This window comes from Halorubrum trueperi, assembly GCF_042662525.1.
GTDB lineage: Archaea > Halobacteriota > Halobacteria > Halobacteriales > Haloferacaceae > Halorubrum > Halorubrum trueperi.
Genome location: NZ_JBHSXI010000011.1, coordinates 86,705 through 106,776, shown reverse-complemented (window position 1 = coordinate 106,776; position 20,072 = coordinate 86,705). Strand labels below are relative to the sequence as shown.

Annotated in this window: 20 protein-coding genes; 9 read left to right on the top strand and 11 right to left on the bottom strand. The window is 68.4% G+C overall.

The features are described from left to right. The first annotated feature begins 64 nt into the window (after positions 1–64). The 4 genes from ACFQEY_RS10400 to ACFQEY_RS10385 are packed head-to-tail and all read left to right on the top strand — an operon-like array spanning position 65 to position 5,702. A complete protein-coding gene (locus ACFQEY_RS10400) occupies positions 65–1,735 on the top strand; it encodes an alkaline phosphatase family protein (protein ID WP_379768212.1) in 1,671 nt (556 codons plus the stop codon). Beyond that, positions 1,732–2,727 (top strand): GNAT family N-acetyltransferase, encoded by a 996-nt coding sequence (locus ACFQEY_RS10395; protein WP_379768210.1) that lies wholly within the window; start codon positions 1,732–1,734, stop codon positions 2,725–2,727. Before ACFQEY_RS10400 ends, ACFQEY_RS10395 begins: the two co-directional genes overlap by 4 nt. A gap of 6 nt (positions 2,728–2,733) precedes the next feature. Next, positions 2,734–3,849, top strand: a complete 1,116-nt coding sequence (locus ACFQEY_RS10390) for a GNAT family N-acetyltransferase (protein WP_379768208.1) — start codon at positions 2,734–2,736, stop codon at positions 3,847–3,849. Then, a complete protein-coding gene (locus tag ACFQEY_RS10385) occupies positions 3,846–5,702 on the top strand; it encodes a hypothetical protein (protein WP_379768206.1) in 1,857 nt (618 codons plus the stop codon). Before ACFQEY_RS10390 ends, ACFQEY_RS10385 begins: the two co-directional genes overlap by 4 nt. 81 nt (positions 5,703–5,783) lie before the next feature. Here ACFQEY_RS10385 and ACFQEY_RS10380 read toward each other — a convergent pair whose 3' ends face one another. The 6 genes from ACFQEY_RS10380 to ACFQEY_RS10355 form a co-directional block, all read right to left on the bottom strand. Beyond that, positions 5,784–6,647, bottom strand: coding sequence for a class I SAM-dependent methyltransferase (locus ACFQEY_RS10380; RefSeq protein ID WP_379768204.1), 864 nt, complete (start codon positions 6,645–6,647; stop codon positions 5,784–5,786). Between the two features lie 55 nt (positions 6,648–6,702). Continuing rightward, a complete protein-coding gene (locus tag ACFQEY_RS10375) occupies positions 6,703–7,686 on the bottom strand; it encodes a Gfo/Idh/MocA family oxidoreductase (RefSeq protein ID WP_379768202.1) in 984 nt (327 codons plus the stop codon). Beyond that, positions 7,683–8,768: a DegT/DnrJ/EryC1/StrS family aminotransferase gene (locus ACFQEY_RS10370; RefSeq protein ID WP_379768200.1), complete on the bottom strand. Its 1,086-nt coding sequence runs from the start codon at positions 8,766–8,768 to the stop codon at positions 7,683–7,685. Before ACFQEY_RS10370 ends, ACFQEY_RS10375 begins: the two co-directional genes overlap by 4 nt. A 171-nt stretch (positions 8,769–8,939) precedes the next feature. Continuing rightward, positions 8,940–9,521, bottom strand: coding sequence for a metal-dependent hydrolase (locus ACFQEY_RS10365; protein WP_379768198.1), 582 nt, complete (start codon positions 9,519–9,521; stop codon positions 8,940–8,942). 2 nt (positions 9,522–9,523) lie between these two features. Further along, the gene (locus tag ACFQEY_RS10360) at positions 9,524–10,546 is read right to left on the bottom strand and encodes a DUF1616 domain-containing protein (protein WP_379768196.1); all 1,023 of its coding nucleotides are present in this window, start codon (positions 10,544–10,546) and stop codon (positions 9,524–9,526) included. Further along, positions 10,543–10,752 carry a hypothetical protein gene (locus ACFQEY_RS10355; protein WP_379768194.1) on the bottom strand — a complete coding sequence of 70 codons (210 nt, stop codon included), beginning with the start codon at positions 10,750–10,752 and terminating at the stop codon, positions 10,543–10,545. The genes ACFQEY_RS10360 and ACFQEY_RS10355 overlap by 4 nt, the downstream gene beginning before the upstream one ends. A gap of 155 nt (positions 10,753–10,907) precedes the next feature. Between ACFQEY_RS10355 and ACFQEY_RS10350 the strand changes: the two genes are divergently transcribed. Together ACFQEY_RS10350 and ACFQEY_RS10345 are read left to right on the top strand one after the other, a co-directional pair. After that, entirely contained in the window at positions 10,908–11,453 is a 546-nt protein-coding gene (locus tag ACFQEY_RS10350; protein ID WP_379768192.1) for a DUF7344 domain-containing protein, read from the top strand. Positions 11,454–11,458: 5 nt separating this feature from the next. Further along, a complete protein-coding gene (locus tag ACFQEY_RS10345; RefSeq protein ID WP_379768190.1) occupies positions 11,459–11,752 on the top strand; it encodes an ArsR family transcriptional regulator in 294 nt (97 codons plus the stop codon). 8 nt (positions 11,753–11,760) lie between these two features. Here the strand turns inward: ACFQEY_RS10345 and ACFQEY_RS10340 are convergent, their stop codons facing one another. The 3 genes from ACFQEY_RS10340 to aglF all read right to left on the bottom strand — a co-directional run bounded on the left by ACFQEY_RS10340 (position 11,761) and on the right by aglF (position 13,219). Beyond that, the gene (locus ACFQEY_RS10340; protein WP_379768188.1) at positions 11,761–11,982 is read right to left on the bottom strand and encodes a hypothetical protein; all 222 of its coding nucleotides are present in this window, start codon (positions 11,980–11,982) and stop codon (positions 11,761–11,763) included. 36 nt (positions 11,983–12,018) lie between these two features. After that, positions 12,019–12,330: a HalOD1 output domain-containing protein gene (locus ACFQEY_RS10335; RefSeq protein ID WP_379768186.1), complete on the bottom strand. Its 312-nt coding sequence runs from the start codon at positions 12,328–12,330 to the stop codon at positions 12,019–12,021. Between the two features lie 127 nt (positions 12,331–12,457). Next, the gene (aglF, locus tag ACFQEY_RS10330; protein WP_379768270.1) at positions 12,458–13,219 is read right to left on the bottom strand and encodes a UTP--glucose-1-phosphate uridylyltransferase AglF; all 762 of its coding nucleotides are present in this window, start codon (positions 13,217–13,219) and stop codon (positions 12,458–12,460) included. A 200-nt stretch (positions 13,220–13,419) separates the two neighbouring features. Here aglF and ACFQEY_RS10325 point away from each other — a divergent pair, with 200 nt between their 5' ends. Both ACFQEY_RS10325 and ACFQEY_RS10320 read left to right on the top strand, forming a co-directional pair. Next, positions 13,420–14,685: a DegT/DnrJ/EryC1/StrS family aminotransferase gene (locus tag ACFQEY_RS10325; protein WP_379768184.1), complete on the top strand. Its 1,266-nt coding sequence runs from the start codon at positions 13,420–13,422 to the stop codon at positions 14,683–14,685. Then, on the top strand, positions 14,682–15,788 hold the full coding sequence (locus tag ACFQEY_RS10320) for a Gfo/Idh/MocA family protein (protein ID WP_379768182.1): 1,107 nt from the start codon (positions 14,682–14,684) through the stop codon (positions 15,786–15,788). The genes ACFQEY_RS10325 and ACFQEY_RS10320 overlap by 4 nt, the downstream gene beginning before the upstream one ends. A 26-nt stretch (positions 15,789–15,814) precedes the next feature. On the opposite strand, the gene ACFQEY_RS10315 is transcribed toward ACFQEY_RS10320, so the two are convergent. Further along, positions 15,815–16,333, bottom strand: coding sequence for an acyltransferase (locus tag ACFQEY_RS10315; protein ID WP_379768180.1), 519 nt, complete (start codon positions 16,331–16,333; stop codon positions 15,815–15,817). 72 nt (positions 16,334–16,405) lie between these two features. Beyond that, positions 16,406–18,433, bottom strand: a complete 2,028-nt coding sequence (locus tag ACFQEY_RS10310; RefSeq protein ID WP_379768178.1) for a hypothetical protein — start codon at positions 18,431–18,433, stop codon at positions 16,406–16,408. Between the two features lie 219 nt (positions 18,434–18,652). Here ACFQEY_RS10310 and ACFQEY_RS10305 point away from each other — a divergent pair, with 219 nt between their 5' ends. After that, entirely contained in the window at positions 18,653–19,966 is a 1,314-nt protein-coding gene (locus ACFQEY_RS10305; protein WP_379768176.1) for a glycosyltransferase, read from the top strand. Positions 19,967–20,072 lie beyond the last annotated feature (106 nt).

Here is a 20,072-nt window from a genome sequence, read left to right as displayed (position 1 = left end):
CGTGACCGGATCGACGTCGGACAGGCCGACCATAACAAAGCCGGAATCGGGAAATACCCGGCGTATGACTGCCACCTCGACGTCCGGTCTCGACACGCTCGTCGTCGGGATCGACGCCATGAGCCGCGATGTGCTCTCTCGACTCCCGGACGGAACCACGCCGACCGTCGACGCCCTCGTCGCCGGCGGAACGAGCGGGGACTTGGAGGCGCAACTCCCGCCGTGGACGCCGAGCGCGTGGCCGTCCATCTACACCGGCGTCAACCCCGGAAAACACGGCGTATACGGGTTCCTCCGGTTCGAGGGATACGACTGGAAGATCGTCGACGCCACCGACGTTCGCGAACACGCGATCTGGGAACTCCTCTCCCGCGAGGGCTACCGAAGCGTCGTCGTGAACGTCCCCGTGACGGAGCCGCCGGCCGCGTTCGACGGGGCGCTCATTCCCGGGTTCACCGCGGCGGAGAGCCCCACGTGCCACCCGGACGGTCTCCTCGACGAGGTTCGCGAGTCGATCGGTGAGTATCGGTTGTATAACACCCAGCTGACGGAGGGTGCGACACGCGACGAGCGGGTCGACGGGTACGAGGAGCTGATCCACATGCGCGGCGACGCCTTCCGATACCTGCTCTCGCGGGAGGACCCCGATTTCGGGTTCCTCCAGTTTCAGCAGAGCGACACCGTGTTCCACGAGTTCCCGGCGGACGACGACGCGACGTCGCGGGTCTACGCCGCGATCGACGACGAGATCGCTCGCATCCTCGAAGACCACGACCCGACGAACGTCGTGCTCGTGAGCGATCACGGGATCGGCCCCTGCGAGCGCACCGAATTCCGCGCGAACGCGTTCCTCCGCGATCGCGGGTACGCCGAGACGGCGGCGGACGCCGAGAAGCCGTCCTGGTCGCGGCTCGCCACGGAGACACTTCGAAACGGCGAGCGTCCCCGCCGAGCCCCGTCCGACGGCATGGGCGACGAGAGCGACGCCCGCGCGGAGTCGTCGTCGGTGGCGGCTCGCGCCCTCTCCGCGGCCGCTCGCGTCGGCCTCACGAGCCAGCGGATCGGTGCCGCTCTCGCGGTCGTCGGGCTCGACGACGCGGTGTTACGGCTCGTCCCGGGCGACCTCGTCAGAGCCGGGTCCGAGCACGTCGACTTCGGTCGGTCGCAGGCCTACGTGCGCGACCGGATCGAGCTCGGCGTTCGGATCAACCTCTCAGGCCGCGAGCCCGCCGGCGTCGTCGAGCCCGAGGCGTACGACCGCGTTCGGTCGGAGTTGATCGCGGCGTTGACGGACCTCCGAGCGCCGGACGGTGACCCCGTCTTCGACGCCGTCATCCCCCGGGAGGACGCATTCTCCGGCCCCTACGTCGACGACGCGCCCGACATCATCACGGTTCCCAAGGAGTTCGACGTCTTCCTCTCGGCGTCGGTGCTCGACGACGCGTTCGGCGAGCCCCGCGAGCCGTGGACCCACAAGCTCCACGGCCTCGTCGCTGTGTCGGGGCCGGGCATACCGGCGAGCGAGACACACGGTGCTCACGCGCTCGACGTGGCACCGTCCGTGCTGTCGCTGCTCGGCGCGCCGGTCAGCGATCGCATGGACGGGTCGGCGCTTCCGGTGATCGAGGAGACCGACCCGACCGCGTACCCGCCGTACGCGGGGGGAGGCGACGACGCGGACCGCGTCGGAGCCGAGGTAACCGACCGCCTCTCGAACCTCGGGTACTTGGAATGAGCGTCGAGGTAGAGCGGCTCGACGACGCGGGCGCGTGGGACGCGCTCGTCGCTCGCGCGGACGAGACGACCCCGTTCCACCGTCGCGCCGCGCTCGACGTCATCGCGGCCCACAGCGACACCGATCTCCACCCGCTCGTGGGGTACGTCGGCGAGGAGCCTGCCGGGCTGTTCCCCGTCTTCGAGCGGAGCGTCGGACCGGTGAGCGTCGCCTTCTCTCCGCCGCCGAACCTGAAGGTTCCGTCCCTCGGTCCGGCGACGTTCGCCGATCCGGCGATGAAGCGACGGAAACGCGAGCGGCGACACCGACGCTTCGTGGAGTCCGCGCTGTCGGTCGTCGACGACGAGATCGCCCCGTCGTTCGTCACCGTTCGCGCCGGCGTCGGATACGACGATCCCCGACCGTTCGTCTGGAACGGATTCGAGCCGACCCCGCGGTTCACCTACCACGTCGACCTCACGCCGGGGCAGGATTCGCTGCTCGCTGAAACGAGCAGCGACCTGCGTTCGAACCTCCGAAAAACCGACGACGATGCGTTCGAGATCGTCGACGGCGGCCGCCCCGGCATGGAGCAGGTCGTGGTGAACGCCCGCCGGAGACACGAGGAACAGGGAATTTCGTACGGCGTGACACCGGCTTTCGCCAGGGACCTCTCGCGCGCGATCCCGGAGGCCGTGACCGCGAAGATCTGCAGGGTCGACGGCGTGTTCGCCGGCGGCACCATCGTTCTCTCCGACGACGACACCGCCTATCGGTGGCAGAGCGTGGCCGACTTCGACGCGCCGGTCCCCGCGGGGGACCTCCTCGATTGGCACGTCATCCGCGACGCGATCGACCGCGGGCTGGAGACCTACGACCTCGTCGGTGCCAACAACCGGCGGCTCTGCGGATACAAATCGAAGTTCGCGCCGGACGTGGCGACGCACTACCGACTGCAACGGAGCGGCCGTCTGATGGACGCCGTTGCGAACCTGTACCTGCGGGTGCGGTGACGGTCCATGACCGACACCCCGCCTTTCTCGACCGACATCTCACCTTCCGTGACCCACACCGCTCCCACCGACTCGTCCGACCGAATCGAGATCGAGGCCGTCACCGACTCGGACCGCTGGAACGAGCTGGTCGACGCGTCCTCGACGGCGACGCCGTTCCACAGATTCGAAGCGCTCAGAGCCATGGCGACTCACTCGTCGGCCGAACTGCACCCCCTCGTCGGCCGGTCCCGGTACGGTCCGATCGGTCTGTTCCCGGTGTTCTCTCGGCGTTACGGCCCGGTGACGGTGGCGTTCTCGCCGCCCCCCGACCTGAAGGTGAGCTACCTCGGACCGGCGTATCTTCCCGACGAACCCGCGTCGAATACCCCGTCGGAACGGCTCCGCGCGGCGTTTCTCGACGCGGTGACCGACCGCTTGGCCGATCGCGTCTCCCCCCGGTACGTCCACGTTCGGACCGCTCCGAGCGACGACGACCCGCGCCCGCTCGTGTGGAACGGCTACCGACCGGTCCCGCGGTACACGTACGTGGTCGATCTGACCCGATCGGTCGATGACCTGTTCGCCTCGTTCAGCGGCGATCTCCGGGAGAACGTCCGCGGGGCGGACGACGAGGACTACGAACTGACGGCGGGGTACTTCGGTGACATCGAGCGCATCGTCGAACGCCTTCGCGCTCGCCACGACGCTCAGGACGTGTCGTATCCGCTCCCCGCGGCGTTCGCCGAGGACCTGTACGAGGCGCTGCCGGACGGCGACGTGCGCGTCTCCGTGTGCCGGGCCGACGGCGAGTTCCTCGGCGGACAGATAACGCTGGAGAACGACACGACGATGGTAGCTTGGCAGGGGGTCGGCGATCACGAGCACGACCTCCCGGTCAACGACCTCCTCGACTGGGCCGCCATCAAGGACGCACGAGAACGGGGGATCGAACGGTACGATCTCGTCGGCGCGAACGACCCGCGGCTGTGCGGGTACAAGGCCAAATTCAACCCGGCTCTCGCGTCCTATTACTCGCTCGAACGGAGCGGTCCCGCCGTCGATCTGCTGAAACGGGGATACCGCTTGGGACAGGAAATCGGTGCCCGAGCGGAACGGCGGCTCCGGCGGTGGGATCGGTGAGGGACCGATCGGAGACGACGTGCGGGGGCGATCGGACGCCCCCAGGCACCGCGCGGAGGGCCGCACTCACCGCCGGGTTCCTCGCGCTCGGGGTCGGCGTCGCGTTCGCGCACGGGCAGCCGGGCCACGGGTACGAAATCGACGTCTACCGGTCGACGCCGATCGGCTACTGGGTGGGCGTCGCCGTCGGCGGAACGATCGCCGTCGCGATCGCCGCGTTCGGACGCGGATCGCGTCGGGAACTCGACGCCGCCTCGCTGCTCGGGACGCTATCGGTTCTGTCGATAGTCGCACTCCCGCTGCTCCGGTCGTATCGCTACTACGGCGGCGGCGACTCGCTGACGCACCTCGGGTGGGCGCGGGAGATGCGAGCAGGCGTCATCGACCCGGACGCGGTGTTGTATCCGGGGATTCACACCGCGTCCGCCTCGCTGTCGGCGGTATCCGGAATCGAACTCACGCACGCGCTGTTGCTTTTCCCGCTTTTCTTTTTCCCACTCGTCTTCGTTCTGGGGTCCACGCGTTTCGTGAGCGCCCTCTCCAACTCGGCGTCCGCCCGCGGGATCGGCACCATGGCCGCGCTCTGTTTCGTTCCGATCAACAAGGTGAGCGTCCACGCCTTGGCCCACCCGTCGAGTCAGGCCATCCTCTTCCTTCCGGTCCTTCTGTTCCTCTTGATTCGGTACCAGCGGACCGACGGCACCGCGTTCCCGTTGTTCGATCCGTTCGGGTCGGCGTTCGCGCTCGGCTGCCTCGGGCTGATCGTCATTCATCCGCAGGAGGCGATGACGCTGCTCTCGATGCTGGCGGCGATGGCGGTCGTCGGGACGATCGCTCGTCGATACCGCCCGACCGGAGAGCTCGCGTCGGGGCGCTCGCTGTCCGTGCACACGATCCTCCTCGGCGTCGTTCTCGCGATCTGGGTTGCGCGGTACGACCGCGCGCGGGACCGGGTCGCGTACGTCATCGAGAGCCTCCTGCTTCAGACTCACGAGCCCCTGAGCGAGACGGCTGCGCGCGGGAGCACGCTCGGGCTGCTCGGCGGGAGCTTCGAGGAGTTGTTCGCGAAGCTGTTCGCCGTCACGCTGGCGTTCTGTCTGCTCGCGGCCGGCCTGTTTCTGGCGAGTTCGATCCGCGTCGCTCGCTCGACGTCGGACGATCGGGACGCCGTCGTGAGCGCTCTCGCGGTCGGACTCGCCCCCCCGACGCTCGGCGCGCTCGTCATCTTCGCGGCCGATCAGGGCGATCACTACTTCCGGTTTCTCGGAACGATCATGGTCCCGGTGACGCTCGTCGGTACCCTCGCGCTCGTCGGCGTCGTCGACCGGTTGGAGGCTCGCGCACGTCGGTCCGGACTCGGAGTGACTCGGACGCACCTCCGGGTCGCGCTGGTCGTCGTGCTCGTCGGATTTCTCGCGCTGCAGGCCGTCGCGGTCCACCAGTCGCCGTACGTGTACAAATCGAGCCAGCAGGTGACGGGCGGGGAGCTGGACGGCTTCGAGACGGTCTTCGTGTTCCACGACGAGGAGACGCCGCTGCTCGGATTCCGCTCGGGATCGGGTCGATACGCCGACGCCCATTACGGGAGCCACACCGCACAAAACGACCCCGACTTCTCCGGCTATCGCGACGCGATTCCCGGTGAGGTGTTCTCCGAATCGCTGACGACGCACTACGACTCCGACCGCTACCTGGTACTGTTGGAGGGGTACGAGCGCATCGAAGTGGATCTGTACCAGGAGGTCCGGTACACGCGGGAGGGATACCGGACCGTCGAAACGTCGCCGGCCGTCGATCGGATTCAAGACAACGGTGAACTCGAACTGTACCGAATCTCGCCGCCCACGTCGTGATCGGGACCGGTGACGCGGTCGGTCACGCCTCCGGGTCCGGGGACCGGTCGCTCACGCGATCCGGGCCGGCGGCGCGGTCGGTCACTCGCTCGCGGGTGTCGCGACGTAGTAGGGCCGGTTCTCGAAAAACCGCGCGATCCCCCTCCGCTTCCCGACGATGGCGAGCGGTCGAAACCCGCATTCGCGGAGCTGCGTGAACTGGCGTCTCGGCGTCGTGGAGTAGAGTTCGAACGTGCCCCCCTCGTCTTCAATCCGCTTGTACGGATCGAACAGCCGTCGCCGGTTCGTCGGCGTCAGATAGTACCGGGAGACGAATCCTCGGTCGAACAGCAGGGCGGGGAACCGGTACCACATGTTCCGCGAGGAGAACGCGAGGGTCCCGTTCGGGTCGAGGACGCGCCGGAGTTCGCGGAGCGCGTCGAGTCGGGCCGATTCGGGGTGGATACAGTCGAGTCCGTTATTCGAAAACAACACGTGATCGAACGCGTCGTCCGGGAACACGAGATCGACCGCGTCGCCGACGCCGAGGGTGAGCTCCGGAAACCGTTCTCTCGCTCGCGCGATCTGCCCGCGACTGACGTCGACGCCGACGACGTTCATCCCTCGCTCGTCGAGTTGGACGGTCGTTCTCCCCACCCCGCATCCGACGTCGAGAACGGCGTCTCCGGGCTCGTAGTACCGATCGACAACTTCTCGCTCGGCCGCGAGGAGCCCGTCTCGGACCTTTCGGTCGTACCGATCCACCTCGACATCGCTGTCGAACCCCGAAATGTTCCTCGCGGTCACGTCGTCGGGTCCGCTTTGCCCTCCGCGGCCGTCGGGTCCGCTTCGCTCTCCGCGCCCGGCGTCGAGTTCACGTTCCCCCTCGGACACCGTTCGCTCTTCGTCTCGGGTCGGTTTCTCGCCGTCGCGGTCGATGAACGGGATCAGCGAACTCGGTCGCATGGCCGGTTCCCGTGGCGACGGGACATTGTTAGATCACCGTTACCGCCCCGCCGGCTCACTGCAAGGCGTCTATCTCCGTACGCGGCGGATCGACCGGGGCCAGCGCCGCACGGATGCGGTGCGCGAGCGAGAGCGCCTCGGCACCGTCCCGGCCGGTCACGACCGGCTCCGTCCCGTCGCGAACCGCGTCGAGGAAGGCGTCGATCTCCGCTTTGAGCGGCTCACCGTTGTCGACGGTCGGCCGCTCCACGGTCCGCTCGCTTCGGTACCTGAGATCCCCGTCGTCGACGAGGAACTCCGGGGTCGTCCGCCGGTGGATCCGCACCGATCGGTCGATGTAATCGACGGTTATCTGGCAGTCGGCGGCCGTCAGCGTCAGCTCCCTGACCTTCCGCTGGGTGACTCGGCTCGCGGTCAGCGACCCGACGACGTCGTTCTCGAACCCGAGCGTCGCCGCGACGTACTGGCCGTCCGGGCTCCCGGACGCGGTCACGTCGACCACGTCCGCTCCGACCAGGGATCGGACGATGTCGAGGTCGTGGATCATCAGGTCGAGGACGACCCCGTCGCCCACGTCGCGACCGTCGTCGACCGGCGGGCCGAGCCGCCGGGCGTCGACGGCGATGAGATCGAGGTCGTCGACGAACTCGCTCACCGTCCGTATCGCGGGGTTGAACCGCTCGACGTGACCGACCTGCAGCGTCACGCCCGCCTCGGTCGCGGTCGAGACCAGCGCCTCGGCGTCCGCCATCGTCGACGCGATCGGCTTCTCGACGAGCGCGTGCACGCCGGCCTCGAGCGCCGCCACCCCGACCGCACGGTGGTACCGGCTCGGGACGGCGACCGAGACCGCGTCCGCGGCCTCGAGCAGCGACTCGGTGGAGAGCGCCCTGGTCCCGTACTCCGCCGCGACCGACGCGGCCCGCTCGTCGTCGACGTCGCTCACGCCGACCAGCTCCGCGTTCGGTGATTCCCGGTACACCCGGGCGTGGTGACGACCCATGCTCCCGACGCCGAGCACGCCGACGGGGATCGTCATGGATCGAACCCCGCGAGCGCGTCCGCGACCGACTCCACCTCGTCCCGTCGCAGGGCCGGGTGGACCGGAACGGACAGCACGATTTCCGCGGCGCGCTCGGCAACCGGTGCCTGCGCGTCGACCCCGTCGTAGGCGGGCTGACGGTGGATCGGAACCGGGTAGTACACCCCCGCGTCGATCCCCGAATCCGCGAGGTGCGAGCGAAGCGCGTCGCGGTGCTCGGTCCGAACCGTGTACTGGTGGTACGCGTGCCGGCCGTTCGACGGATCCGGCGGCGCGGTCACCGCCGGCTGGTCCGCGAGCGCGTCGTCGTATCGCCCCGCGTTCCGCCGCCGCGTCTCGACGAACTCGTGAAGCCGATCGAGTTGCGCCCGTCCGATTCCAGCGCCGAGGCTCGTGAGTCGGAAGTTGTGTCCGACGTCGGCATGCTCGTACGCGGCCGTCCGCCCGTGGTTGATGAACCGCTCGACACGGTCGGCGAGCGCGTCGTCGTCCGTGAGCACCATCCCGCCCTCGCCCGTCGTCATGTTCTTCGTCGGGTAAAACGAGAAGCAGGCGGCGTCCCCCAGCGACCCGACGGGTCGGCCGTCGAGGGTCGCGCCGTGTGCCTGCGCGGCGTCTTCGATGAGCGGGACGCCAAGCTCGTCGGCTATCGTCCGCAGTTCTGTCATCGGCGCGGGCAGCCCGTACAGGTGAACCGCGAGGATCGCGTCGACGTTGCCGTCGAGCGCGTCCACCGTGTCCCGCACGGCCGCAGGATCGAGGTTCAGCGTCTCGGCGTCCACGTCGGCGAACACGGGTGTGCCTCCGACGAGCCGAACCGCGTTCGCGGTCGCGACGAACGAGAACGGCGTGGTGACGACGCGGTCGCCGGGACCGATCCCCAGCCCCGTGAGCGCCGCGTGGAGCGCGGTCGTTCCGTTGGACGTCGCGACGCCGCGGCCGACGCCGCAGCGCTCGGCGAAGGCCGATTCGAACGCGCGGACCTCCGGTCCGTCGGCGATCCGACCGCCGACGGCGACGTCGACGAGGCGGTCCACCTCGGCCACGCCGATCCGCGGGTCAGCCATCTGAACGGTCATCTGTCGCCCCGTTCGCGGTCGTCGGTGACGGTTCGTTCGCAGTCGTCAGTGGCGGTTCGTTCGCGGCCGCCGATGGTGGATCTGGGTAACATGAATGGCACTCGGATCGTATCCGAGAAACGCCGCGGATCGGCCATTGTTACGCAGTCCGTTGTCGCCGGTAGCAACGGGCTATCTTTTTTCGAGGCGCTCGCGGAGATACCGCGCTGGACCGCTGACGCCGGGCATGCCGTCGTACACCCAGAGAAGCACGCAGCCGGCGACAGTCCCTACGACCACGAGAACGTAGGGTGACGGCGGTCCGGAGAGAACGTCGGAGAGGGCGTCACCGGCGTATTCTCGGAGGGTCCCGACGAATCCGTCCGGGTACGCGGACTCGGTCGTCGCGACCGGCCAGAGCACGCGAGAGACCGGAAGCGTCCCGTCGCGAAGGAGGTGCGACATCACGTCTCCCGCGAGGTGGAGCAGGTACCCCGTCGCGAAGGCGACGCCGACACGCGAGCGGCCGGCCGCGGCGGCCACTCCGACGACGACCGCCGCGAGCGGCCCCGCGAAGAACACGGAGTGGGCGAGCCCGTACCCGGACGGGAAGACGCCGAACTCCCACGCCAGCGGCTTGTCGATCGCGTCGGGGAGCACGGAGGCGCTGACGACGGCGATCGCCTCCGGACCGGTCGGCGACCGTCGCCGGAGCAGGTGGACGGCGACCGAGTACGTCAGGTATCCGACCGCGGCGTGTTCCCACGGCCACACGGTTACGCGTTCACCCCGACGTCGACCCAGACGCGGAGGTGACGGTACGCGGTCTCTTCGCTCGGCGTCTCGGGGGCGTCGCCCCGGTAGAGGTAGTAGGCGATCCGAAGGTCCTCACCGACCAGCGGCGGCGCGATCTCGTGGTCGACGATCTCGTGGTCCCCGGGTGCGAGCGTCGCGTTCGCCCGGTACAGCTCCGCCGTTTCGGTTCGAGTGAGAGACCCGTCCGTCTCGACGACGCGTTCGAGCGTCGCCACCACGGTGTAGTCGACCGGCTCCGCCTCGTAGCTCCGTATCCCCCACGACAGCTCGGTGGATTCCCCTCGCGTGAGCGAGTCCGGGTACCCCGACGAGACGTACTCGCCGCTCTCGTCGGTCGTGAGCAGGTGGAAGTCGGTGTACGTCTCGCCCTGCACGGGCGTGGCCGCGGCAAACCCGAACGCGCCGATCGCAAGCAGGATGCTGCAGACGAGCCCGATCGTGAGCGCTCGTTCGGCCCGCGATCCGGTCGAGACGCCGTCGAGCAGCTCGGACGTCCACGCGCCGATCGGGAGGAAGAACCGCTCGGCGACCGGGAGCCGAAGCCGTCGATACGCCGCGAGGAGCCCGACGACCGCGACGTACGCGCCGATCAGCGCGAAAGTACCGCGCGCGGTGAATCCCTGTGACAGCCACCCGGCGGCGCTTCCGAGGAGGGCGACGAGCGGAACGAGCGCGACACTCAGTCCGAACGATAGCGCTCCGCGCTCGCGGAGCGAGATCCGCGTCTTCGACCCGCTCCCCCGGCTCGTCCCCTCCCCGCCGACGTGCGGAAACAACAGCGCGACCGTGACGTATCCCGGAAGCACACAGAGGGTGACGACGCTCGCAACGACCCGGACAAACGAGCCCGCACCGAGTGACAGCGACAGAAACGTCGCCGCGAGAACCGCCCCGACGCCGACCAGATCGAGCGGAATTTCCCGCTCGATTCCGTTGCGTCCGGATTCGCGTCGATCGGCCGGGAATCGCGACTCGCGTCTCATTCGCGCCTCGTGTGCCATTCGCGTTCCGCGTCCAATTCGCGCCTCGCGTCCAATCCGCCGCCCGCGTCCAACCCGTGCCGTTCGTCCAATCCGTGCCGTTCGTCCAATCCGTGCCCTTCGTCCCACGGGGCGGCACAGCCTGCGGTCGCGGGTTCGAGTCGGCTGACGGATCTCCCCTCGCCGTCGGAGACGAAACGCGTGCGCATATGACACTCTCCCCGAGGAGCGGTCGGATTGTAATGACGGACTTACCCGTCCATCTCGCGGCGACACGACGAGCATACCGAACGTAGCGTCTCGATAACAAAGCGTAACTGCCGGGATCCGAAACCATCACGACCGCCCGAAGACGGACCCTCGAATGCCTGACATAGACACACGCACGCTCTCACAAGACATCGCCTTCGACCTGCTGAGCAACGCCCGAAGGCGTTTCGTTCTCCGCCGGTTACAGGAGGCGTCCGAGCCCATCGAGCTCGGCGATCTCGCCGGCGATCTCGCGGCGGCGGAAACCGGCGTCCCCGTCGACGAGCTGACTGCCCAACAGCGGAAGCGGACGTACGTCTCGCTGTACCAGACGCACATCCCGAAGATGGTCGAGGCCGGCGTCATCGAGTACGACCGCGACGCGGGGACGGTCTCCGCCACCGAGCGCGTCGACGAACTGGCCTCGTACTTTCACACGCCGCCACGAATGCCGCTGTGGGCGGTGGCGTACGGCGGGCTGTCCCTGTTCGGGATCGCCGTTTACCTCTTGGTCGCGCTCTTGAACCCCGACTTCGTCGATCCGATCCAGATCGGACTGCTCTTTTTTGTCGCGTTTTCCGCGTTGAGCCTCGTTCACTACCAGTACGTCACCCGAGGACGGGGGACCGACGGACTCGTCCCCTTCGAAGAGGGTGAGTGAGCGAGATGACCGACAAGTGGGACCGGATCGGATTCGTCATAAGCTCGCAGTACCGCGTGGCGGTGCTCGAACGCCTCGCCGAGAGTCCGGCCACGCCGTCCGGGATCGCGGAGGACGAGGACGTCGAGATCGCGGCCGTCTCGCACGCGCTGTCCGGACTCCGGGAACGCGGTCTCGTCGAACTGCTCGTCTCGGAGGACAGGCGGAAGGGCCGCGTGTACGGGATCACCGAATCCGGCGAGGAGCTCTGGACCGAGATAACGACACAGGGGCTGTTAGACGATTCACACGACGCCTGAGACGCTCGTCACTCCTCGGCCGGCGGTCCCCCGGACGGCGCGCTGGACGACCCAGCGCCGTCCGTGGCGTCCGCTGCGGCTTCGTCCTCGACGGATTCCTCCTCTGAGTCTGATTCCTCAGAGCCTGAATCCTCCTCGGGAAGCAGCATCGTCGGATCCCGGGAGTATCCGGGAGACTCGGCGAAGCGAGCGATGCGATCCATCTCCTCGTCGGAGAACCACTCGCTCACGATCGCCTCCGGTCGACCGAGTCGGTCGATCGATGCTTACCGGTCGACGGTTTCCGACGACTCGGTGATGGCGATTCGCTCGTCACCGAGGAGCGTGACGCGGTAGTCGCCGAAGCGGAACGAGACCTCGACGTCCGCGCCGCCGCTTCGAATGACTCGCCGGAGCGAGTCGGGATCGACGGCGTCGTACAGGCGCGTCTCAAACTGTACCGGGTCCACGTCGGCGACCGTCGAGACGGCCTCGGTGACCACGACCTCGATCGGATCGTCTCCAGGGTGCTCGAAGACTGTCGTTCGTTCGCGCGGCTCTCCTCGTGTACCACCGATCGGCTCGGATACGCTATACATGCTACTCGACTGCGTAGACGTGAAGACTCCGAGTATATAGCTGTTTCATCTCCTCCCAATTCGTGTGGTTCGCTTGACTTGAATGGGGTGCGCCGCGCGCCGTCGTCGCGGAACTTCGTGTCGGTCATCAGTCGTCCGTTGCCCCTTCGATCGGTTCGGCGGCGGTCCGGCGGTCGTCGGCCGCTCGAAGGAGCCGTTCCGCCTCGTCGCGATCCTCGGGGTACCCCACGTCGATCCGCCATCCGTCCAGTCCGATGGCGTCGATGGTCCGCCCCGAGCGGATGAGGAGGTCGATGGCGTCCGAGAGCTCGTACTCGCCGCGGTCGGAGGGTTCGACGAGCCGCGTCGCGTGGAAGATCGCGGGCGAGAACGTGTAGAACCCGGTCATGACGAGATTCGACGGCGGGTCGTCGGGCTTTTCCACCACGTCCGTGATCTCGCCGTACTCGTTCGTGTCGCAGACGCCGTAGCGACTCGCCTCCTCGTAGGGTACCTCCTCGACGAGGAAGGCGGCGTCGACCCGGCTCTCGCGCTGCCGCCGGACCACGTCTTCGAGGTTCGCCTCGAACACGTTGTCGCCGAGCATGAGCATGAACTCCCCGTCGACGTGCGCCTCGACGGTGTTGAGCGCGTCCGCCAGTCCGAGCTGTTCCGCCTGGGTGGCGTACGTGATCGGTATCCCGCGGAACTCGTCGCCGTAGTGGTCGACGATGTCGTCCCCTCGGTAGCCGATGACGACGATCAGTTCCTCGGCGTCGAGCGCCTCGAGCCGATCGAAACAGTGCGTGAGAATGGGTCGGCCGTCGACCTCGACGAGCCCCTTCGGCGTCTCCTCCGTGAGCGGTCGAAGGCGCGTCCCCCTGCCGGCCGCGAGTACAACTGCTTGCATCATCGGGTCCTGTCCGTACGGGGTGTTTGTTATGAAGATCGTACCTGGTGACGGCTGCCGCTCCCCGCGTCAGAGCCCTGGCCGAGCGCGGAGTACCCGGCTCCTACCCGCCGGCCGAGCGCGGCGCTCGACGGTCTTCACGGCGGAATTCGACGGGTACCCGACGTATAACAAACCACCCCGGCCGGCAGTATCGAGCGATGACAGACAGCTCCGATCCGACCGAACCGATAGCCGAGGCGACGGAGTCCGCCGCGGACTCACCCGGAACGACCGCGGGCACGACCGAGATGGCCGCGGACGTATCCGAGACGGCCGCGGACGTATCTGAGACGGCCGCGGACTCGTCCGATTCGACCGCCGCGCCAAAGGAAACCACCGTCGACTTCACCCGGATCGGTGTCGACGGCGACACCGTCGCGGACGTCGTGTCCGTCCTCGAAGGGGGACGGTACGTGAAAGGCCCCGTGCTCGAACGGTTCGAGGACCGGTTCGCCGAGCGCGCGGGCGTCGACCACGCGGTCGGCGTCTCCAGCGGCACGGCGGCGCTTCTCCTCGCACTCCGGGCCGGCGGGGTGGAGGCCGGCGACGACGTGTTCGTCCCGGGACACACGTTCTTCGCGACCGCTAGCCCCGTCCTCGCGCTCGGGGCCGAGCCTCGGTTCGTCGACGTCGACCCCGACACGTACACGATGGACCCGGACGCGCTCGCCGAGGCGGTCGACGGGGCCGCGAACCCGGCTGCGGTGATCCCGGTCCACATCTACGGCGGAATGGCCGACATGGGGGCGATCCGCGGCATCGCCGACGAACACGACCTGTTCGTGCTGGAGGACGCGTGTCAGGCCCACTTCGCCAGCCGAGACGGCGAGACGGCGGGCGCTGCCGGCGACGTCGGCGCGTTCAGCTTCTACCCGTCGAAGAACATGACCGTCGCCGGCGACGGCGGGATGGTGACGACCGACGACGCCGACCTCGCGGAGCGGATGCGCGAGTTCCGAAACCACGGTCGCGGCGACGACGGCGTCCACGCCTCGCTCGGACTCAACTACCGGCTCGACGAGACGAGCGCCGCCGTCGGCCTCGGCCAACTCGCGAAGGTGGATCGGTGGAACGAGAACCGCAACCTCGCGGCCGGCCGCTACACCGAACGACTCGCCGGGATTTCCGAGGTGCGGACGCCGACAGAGCCCGAGAACGGCCACCACGTCTATCACCTCTACGTGATCGAGGTCCCTGAACGCGACGCGCTCCGGGAGCACCTCGCCGAACGTGGAATCGAGACCGGGATCCACTACGACACGGCGCTTCACGAACACCCAGCGATCGCAGAACGCGTCGGCGACGTCGACCTTCCGCGGAGCGAGCGGCTCGTCGACCGGATCGTGTCGCTACCGATGCACCCCGCCATCTCGGAGTCCGACGTAGAGTACGTTGCCCGGACGATCGCGGAGTTCTACCGATGATATACGGCGTCGTCGGCACCGGCTACTGGGGGAGCAACCACGTCCGGGTCGCCGCCGAGCTAGCCGAGGAGGGCGTCATCGACGACGTGGTGCTGTGCGATCTCGACGAGGAGCGCCTCGCCGATCTCACGGAGAGCTACGGCGTCAGGGGCGTGACCGACTACGAGCGGCTGCCGGAGATCGGCGTCGAAGCGGTGACGGTGTCGACGCCGTCACCGTCGCACCACGCGATCGCGACCGACCTCTTGGCGGCCGGCGTCGACGTGCTCGTCGAGAAGCCGCTGGCGATCGACTCGGCCGACGCCTGGGATATCGTCGACGTCGCTCGGGAGCACGATCGAACGCTCGCGGTCGGGCACATCTTTCGCCACCACCCCGCGCTGATCGACCTCAAGCGACGGATCGATCGCGGGGAACTCGGGCGGATCAAGTACCTCTCCACCTCCCGATTCTCGTTCCGCGCGCCGCGCGAGACGGCCGGTGCTCTCTACTCGCTCGGCGTCCACGACGTCGACGTCTCCGGATACCTGCTCGGCGAGGACCCCGAGCGGGTGTACTGCTCGCTCGACGACGCGGTCCGCGAGGGCATCGACGAGACCGCCACGCTCGTGTTGGAGTACGACGGCGCGACAAGCGTCATCAACGAGTCCTGGCAGGTCCCCGTGTTCGGAAAGCGGCGCGATCTCGTCGTCGTCGGTTCGGAGAAGGCGGCGTACGTCGACTACCTCGAGGACAACGTGGTCGAACTGTACGACAGTCGCGTCGTCGAGGATAACGGGTCGCTGACCGTCCGCGACGAGGGAAAGCAGGTCCACGAAGCGCCGAATCGAGAGCCGCTCCGCGCCGAGATCGAAGAGTTCGTCGCCGCGAGCCGGGGAGAAGCGACACTCAGGTCTCCGGGCCGTGTCGGCGCTCGCGCGGTGGAGTTGCTGGAGGACGCGACGCGCTCGGCCGAGACGCGGAACGCGGTCGAAATCGACCGCTCGGAGCGATCCGGGCCCCCGACGGTCTCGGAGGCAGGTGGGGCGTCGGATGCGGACGGAACCTCGAAGGTCGACGGCGTGTCGGAGACGGACGGGGGCCTTTCCGGCGACCTCCCGTAGCAAACTCGCGTGTTATCGGGATCGGTCTATTCTCCGCCGTCGCCGACGATCCGCGCGGGATTCCCGGCGACGGTCGCGTTCGGCGGCACGTCGTCGACGACGACGGCACCCGCACCGACGGTCGCGTTCTCGCCGATCTCTACCGGGAGCAGCGTCGCGTTCGTCCCGATCGACGCACCGTTCCCGATGACCGTCGGCTCCCAGGCGTCGGGGTCGCCGCTCGGCGGGTACAGGTCGTTGACGAACTTCGCGCCGTGGCTGACGAAGACGTCGTCACCGATTCGCGTGAGGGAGGGAACGAACGCGTGCGACTGGATCCGAGTGCGGTCGCCCACGACGACGTCGGACTGGATCTCGGCGAACGAACCGATCATCACCCCGTCGCCGAACGCCGCCCCGTAGCAGTTGACGAACCGCCACACGCGGCAGTCGCGGCCGAACTCGCAGTCGGAGAGCACGGCGAAGGGGGCGATCTCGGTCCCCTCGCCGATCTCGCAGTCGTCGACGACGCGCGGAAGTTCGGTTGGGTCGCTGGCGGTGGCCATACGGGGAACACTCGAACGACGGCCAAAGGTATGGGCCGGATACCACGCCTTTCCGCATTCACTCGGCTCCTATCACTCGTCGAGGATGGCCCAAATCTCCGACCGGCGGTCCCAGACGGTCCGCACGTCGCTCGCTCGACGGAGCGCGCGACCGCTGTAACTGGCGGTGGCTCCGCGCGCCGAACAACGCCGGAGCCGCCGGATCCACACCATGGGGAGATACGTCGTGAACGCGCGGCGGGAGAGCCCCACGGCGTCGCAGTAGTCGCCGACCGCGTCTCGAACCGCGTCCGCGTGCGGGCCGGGCGACGCGAGTGCGCCGTCGATTCCCTCCTCCAACCCGCCGAACGCCAGCCGTGCCGTCTGAAGTACGAAGAAGGCCGGATCGACGATCGGGTTGTCGGCGACGTCGCCGAGCTCCCAGTCGATAACGGCCGTGACCGATCCGGGGTCTCCCCCCGTCGCTGAAGCGTTTCCGTGACCGTCTCCCCGCTCGACGAAGACGTTCTTCGGATGAAAGTCGCCGTGACACGGGGCCTCGAACAGCCGGATCGGCTCGTCGACCGGCGGCGGCTCCAGTCCGAATTCCTCGAACCGGAGATCCGCTGCGACGGCTACAGGAGACTGCTCGAACGGGTCGCCTCCGTAGCGCAGTTGCATTCGAGCCAACCAGTCGAGCCCTCGCTCGAGGACCCGTCGAAACCGCTCCGGATCCCGCGAGAGGGATCCCGAGAGCGGCACGCCGCGTGCCGGTTCCTCGCTGTACGTGGGACCGAACCGCGTCATCGTCACCGTCCCTGACGGGATCGTTTCGGGGACCGGCGTCGACTCGTCGCCGCCGAGAATTCCCGGCCGATCGGGCCCGGCCCCGTCCCGCTCTCGAAGCGCTCGCATCGTCCGACACTCGTCGAGCACGAATTCCGCGTGCGCCCGTCTGTGCGGCACCTTCGTGACGCCGGCCAGCGAGCCGTCGTCTCCGTCGACCAGGACCGTCGATCGACCGCCGCCGCGAGTCACCAGCCCGCGCATCTCGGGCGTCGGCAGGCCGTTGCCTTCCCGTACGTCGAGCGGCTCTCCGTCGTCTCCACCGGACTTTGAGTCCGTCCCGGAACCGCCACGACAGACCGCGAGGTACGCCGGCCAGCACCCGTCGAGGACGCCGGTTCTCCGGGCGAATCCCGCCCCTCGGACGGCCAGCCGATCGACGGCGTTTCCGGCGTTTCCGGCGGCGAACAGTCGGCGGACGGCACCGGCGTCGTCGATAGGGATCACGTACGACGGATCGGTGGAATCCGGAACCAACCCGTACAGATCCACGTCCTCGAACCCGAGCGACGAGAGACGCCGCTCGTAGCCGCGGACGCCCGTTCCCCCCGGCCCGAACGCCCCGTACGCCCGCGAGAGCGTCCGGCCGCCTCCCGGCCGATTCGGCGCACCGAATCCGACCGCGTCGGTGAGGCCGGCGAGGCGCGGCCATCCGTCGAGCAGCAGCAGGAGCGCGCCGTCCGGCGCGAGGTGCTCGGTCAGATCCTCCACCGTCTTCGACAGCGAGACCGGTCGATTCGGTCCCGCGAGGTCGGCGACGACCGTGTCGTACGGGTCCGACGGTTTCGGAAGCGCGGTCGGTTCGGCGTGGATCGGTATCACGCGGTCTCCGCCGGCGTAGTCGTCGCGCGCGGCGAGGAACGACAGCGATTCGAGCTCCGTGTCGGCGGCATCGACAGAGTCCGCGAGCTCCGCCAGAAGCAGCGACCGCGTCCCGACACCGGCGTTGACGTCGAGACAGCGCCCGCCGATGGCGTCGGCGACGGGGATCCGCCAGACATCGGCCGGATCGACGAACAGCGCGTCGCGAGCGGCGCACTCGTCAACGCCGGCCGGGCCGCCGTTTTGCGCTCCGGGAAACGTCCTCGCGAGGGCCTCCCTGAGGGTTCCGCCGGCGGTCGCCTCCGTCAGCGCGGACAACGTGTCGTCGTCGATTTCGCTCGGCGGATCGTCGACGGTCGTCCAGCTCGGAACGCCGTTCCTGACGGCGTCCGGCGGGTCGCTGAACCGTCCGCGGGCCGGGCCCGCGGCGTCCGGGTCGTTCACGCGGCTCATGTCGACTGCCGACCGTTCCGATCGTGGTTGTTATGCGGATGCTACTTCGAGACGCCGTCGCACGACGGGGACGGCGGTTGAGTGCGGCCATTCTGGGGACCGATGACGTTTCGGCCGTTCGCCGGTGGAGCGGAACGGACGGCGACCAACCGGACCATAACAATGCGCGAACGCTTCCCGGATACGGACGAACGCCCGGGACGGAACGGGCACATACCCATGTACGAGGAGACAACGGTCGGCGTCGTCGTACCGGCATACAACGAGGAGGGGCTCGTCGGCGAGGTGATCGAGACCCTTCCGGCGTACGTCGACAGGGTCTACGTCGTCGACGACCGATCGACCGACGAGACGTGGGCCGAGATTCGACGGGTCGCCGACCGCGTCAACGCCAGATCGCGGGAACTCCACGACCTCGTTCGGAGGGAGGGCACCGATATCGGCGGCGATGATCACGACGGCGATCACGGCGGCGACGGCAGCGGCAGACCTAGCGACGACGGCGACGGCAGCGGCAGACCTGGCGACGAGCGCGACCCGGTCGAGGGGATCCTCCACGGAGACGGCGGCCGTGGTCCCGACGGCGAGCCGTTCGTTCCGCGGGTCGTACCGATCCGCCACGAGCGGAACCGCGGCGTGGGCGGCGCGATCAAGACCGGGTACCTTCGGGCCCGCCGCGACGGCATCGGAGTCACCGCGGTCATGGCCGGGGACGGGCAGATGGACCCGGACAAGCTGGAGGCCGTGATCGAGCCCGTCGCCGAGGGACGGGCCGACTACGTCAAGGGCAATCGGCTGCTCACGTCGGCGGACCGCGAGGAGATGCCGCGGCTCCGGTACGTCGGCAACGTCGTCCTCTCGCTGCTCACGCGGATCGCCAGCGGGTACTGGCGTATTGGCGACCCGCAGAACGGGTACACCGCCATCTCCGCGGCCGCGCTCGATGGCGCTGAAATCGAGGACATGTACGAGTTCTACGGCTACTGCAACGACCTGCTCGTGCGGCTCAGCGCCAACGAGTTCCGCGTGCTCGACGTGCCCATCTCGGCGCGATACCGCGACGAGAAGAGTCACATCGACTACCGGACCTACGTCCCGCTCGTCTCGCTCATGCTCCTCCGGACGTTCCTCTGGCGACTGTCCGTCCGGCGGACGACGCCTGCACAGACCGCTCGCTCGGGGCTGTACGTCGCCGGCGCTGTCGGCGTGATCTGGGGTGCGGTCAGCGCGGCCGTTGGCGCGCTCGACCCCCTCCGATCGGATGCTGAGGCGGTGCCGTCGGCCGATGCGGATTCAGCGAGCGGCGCGAGCGGCACAGATGTCGCGGGCGGCGCGAGCGGCGCAGACGATCCAGATGTCACGGGCGGCGCGGCAGGTTCGGAGGCGGACAGCGTTCTGACGCTCGCAGATGGCGGTCGCACAGAACGGGTCGGCCGAGGGAGGAGATCGGCCGCCGTCGGCGCTCTGCTCCTGATCGGCGGGATGATCGCGGACGCGATGCTCCACCGGGATCTGAACGATCGAATCGAGTAGGGGTCAGCCGGATCGGGTGGGAGACGGTCGGGGTGGCGGCCAACCGAAACGAGTGAGAGATAATTGACGGAATCGATCCCCACGTCACCGTGTCACTTCTGCAGTA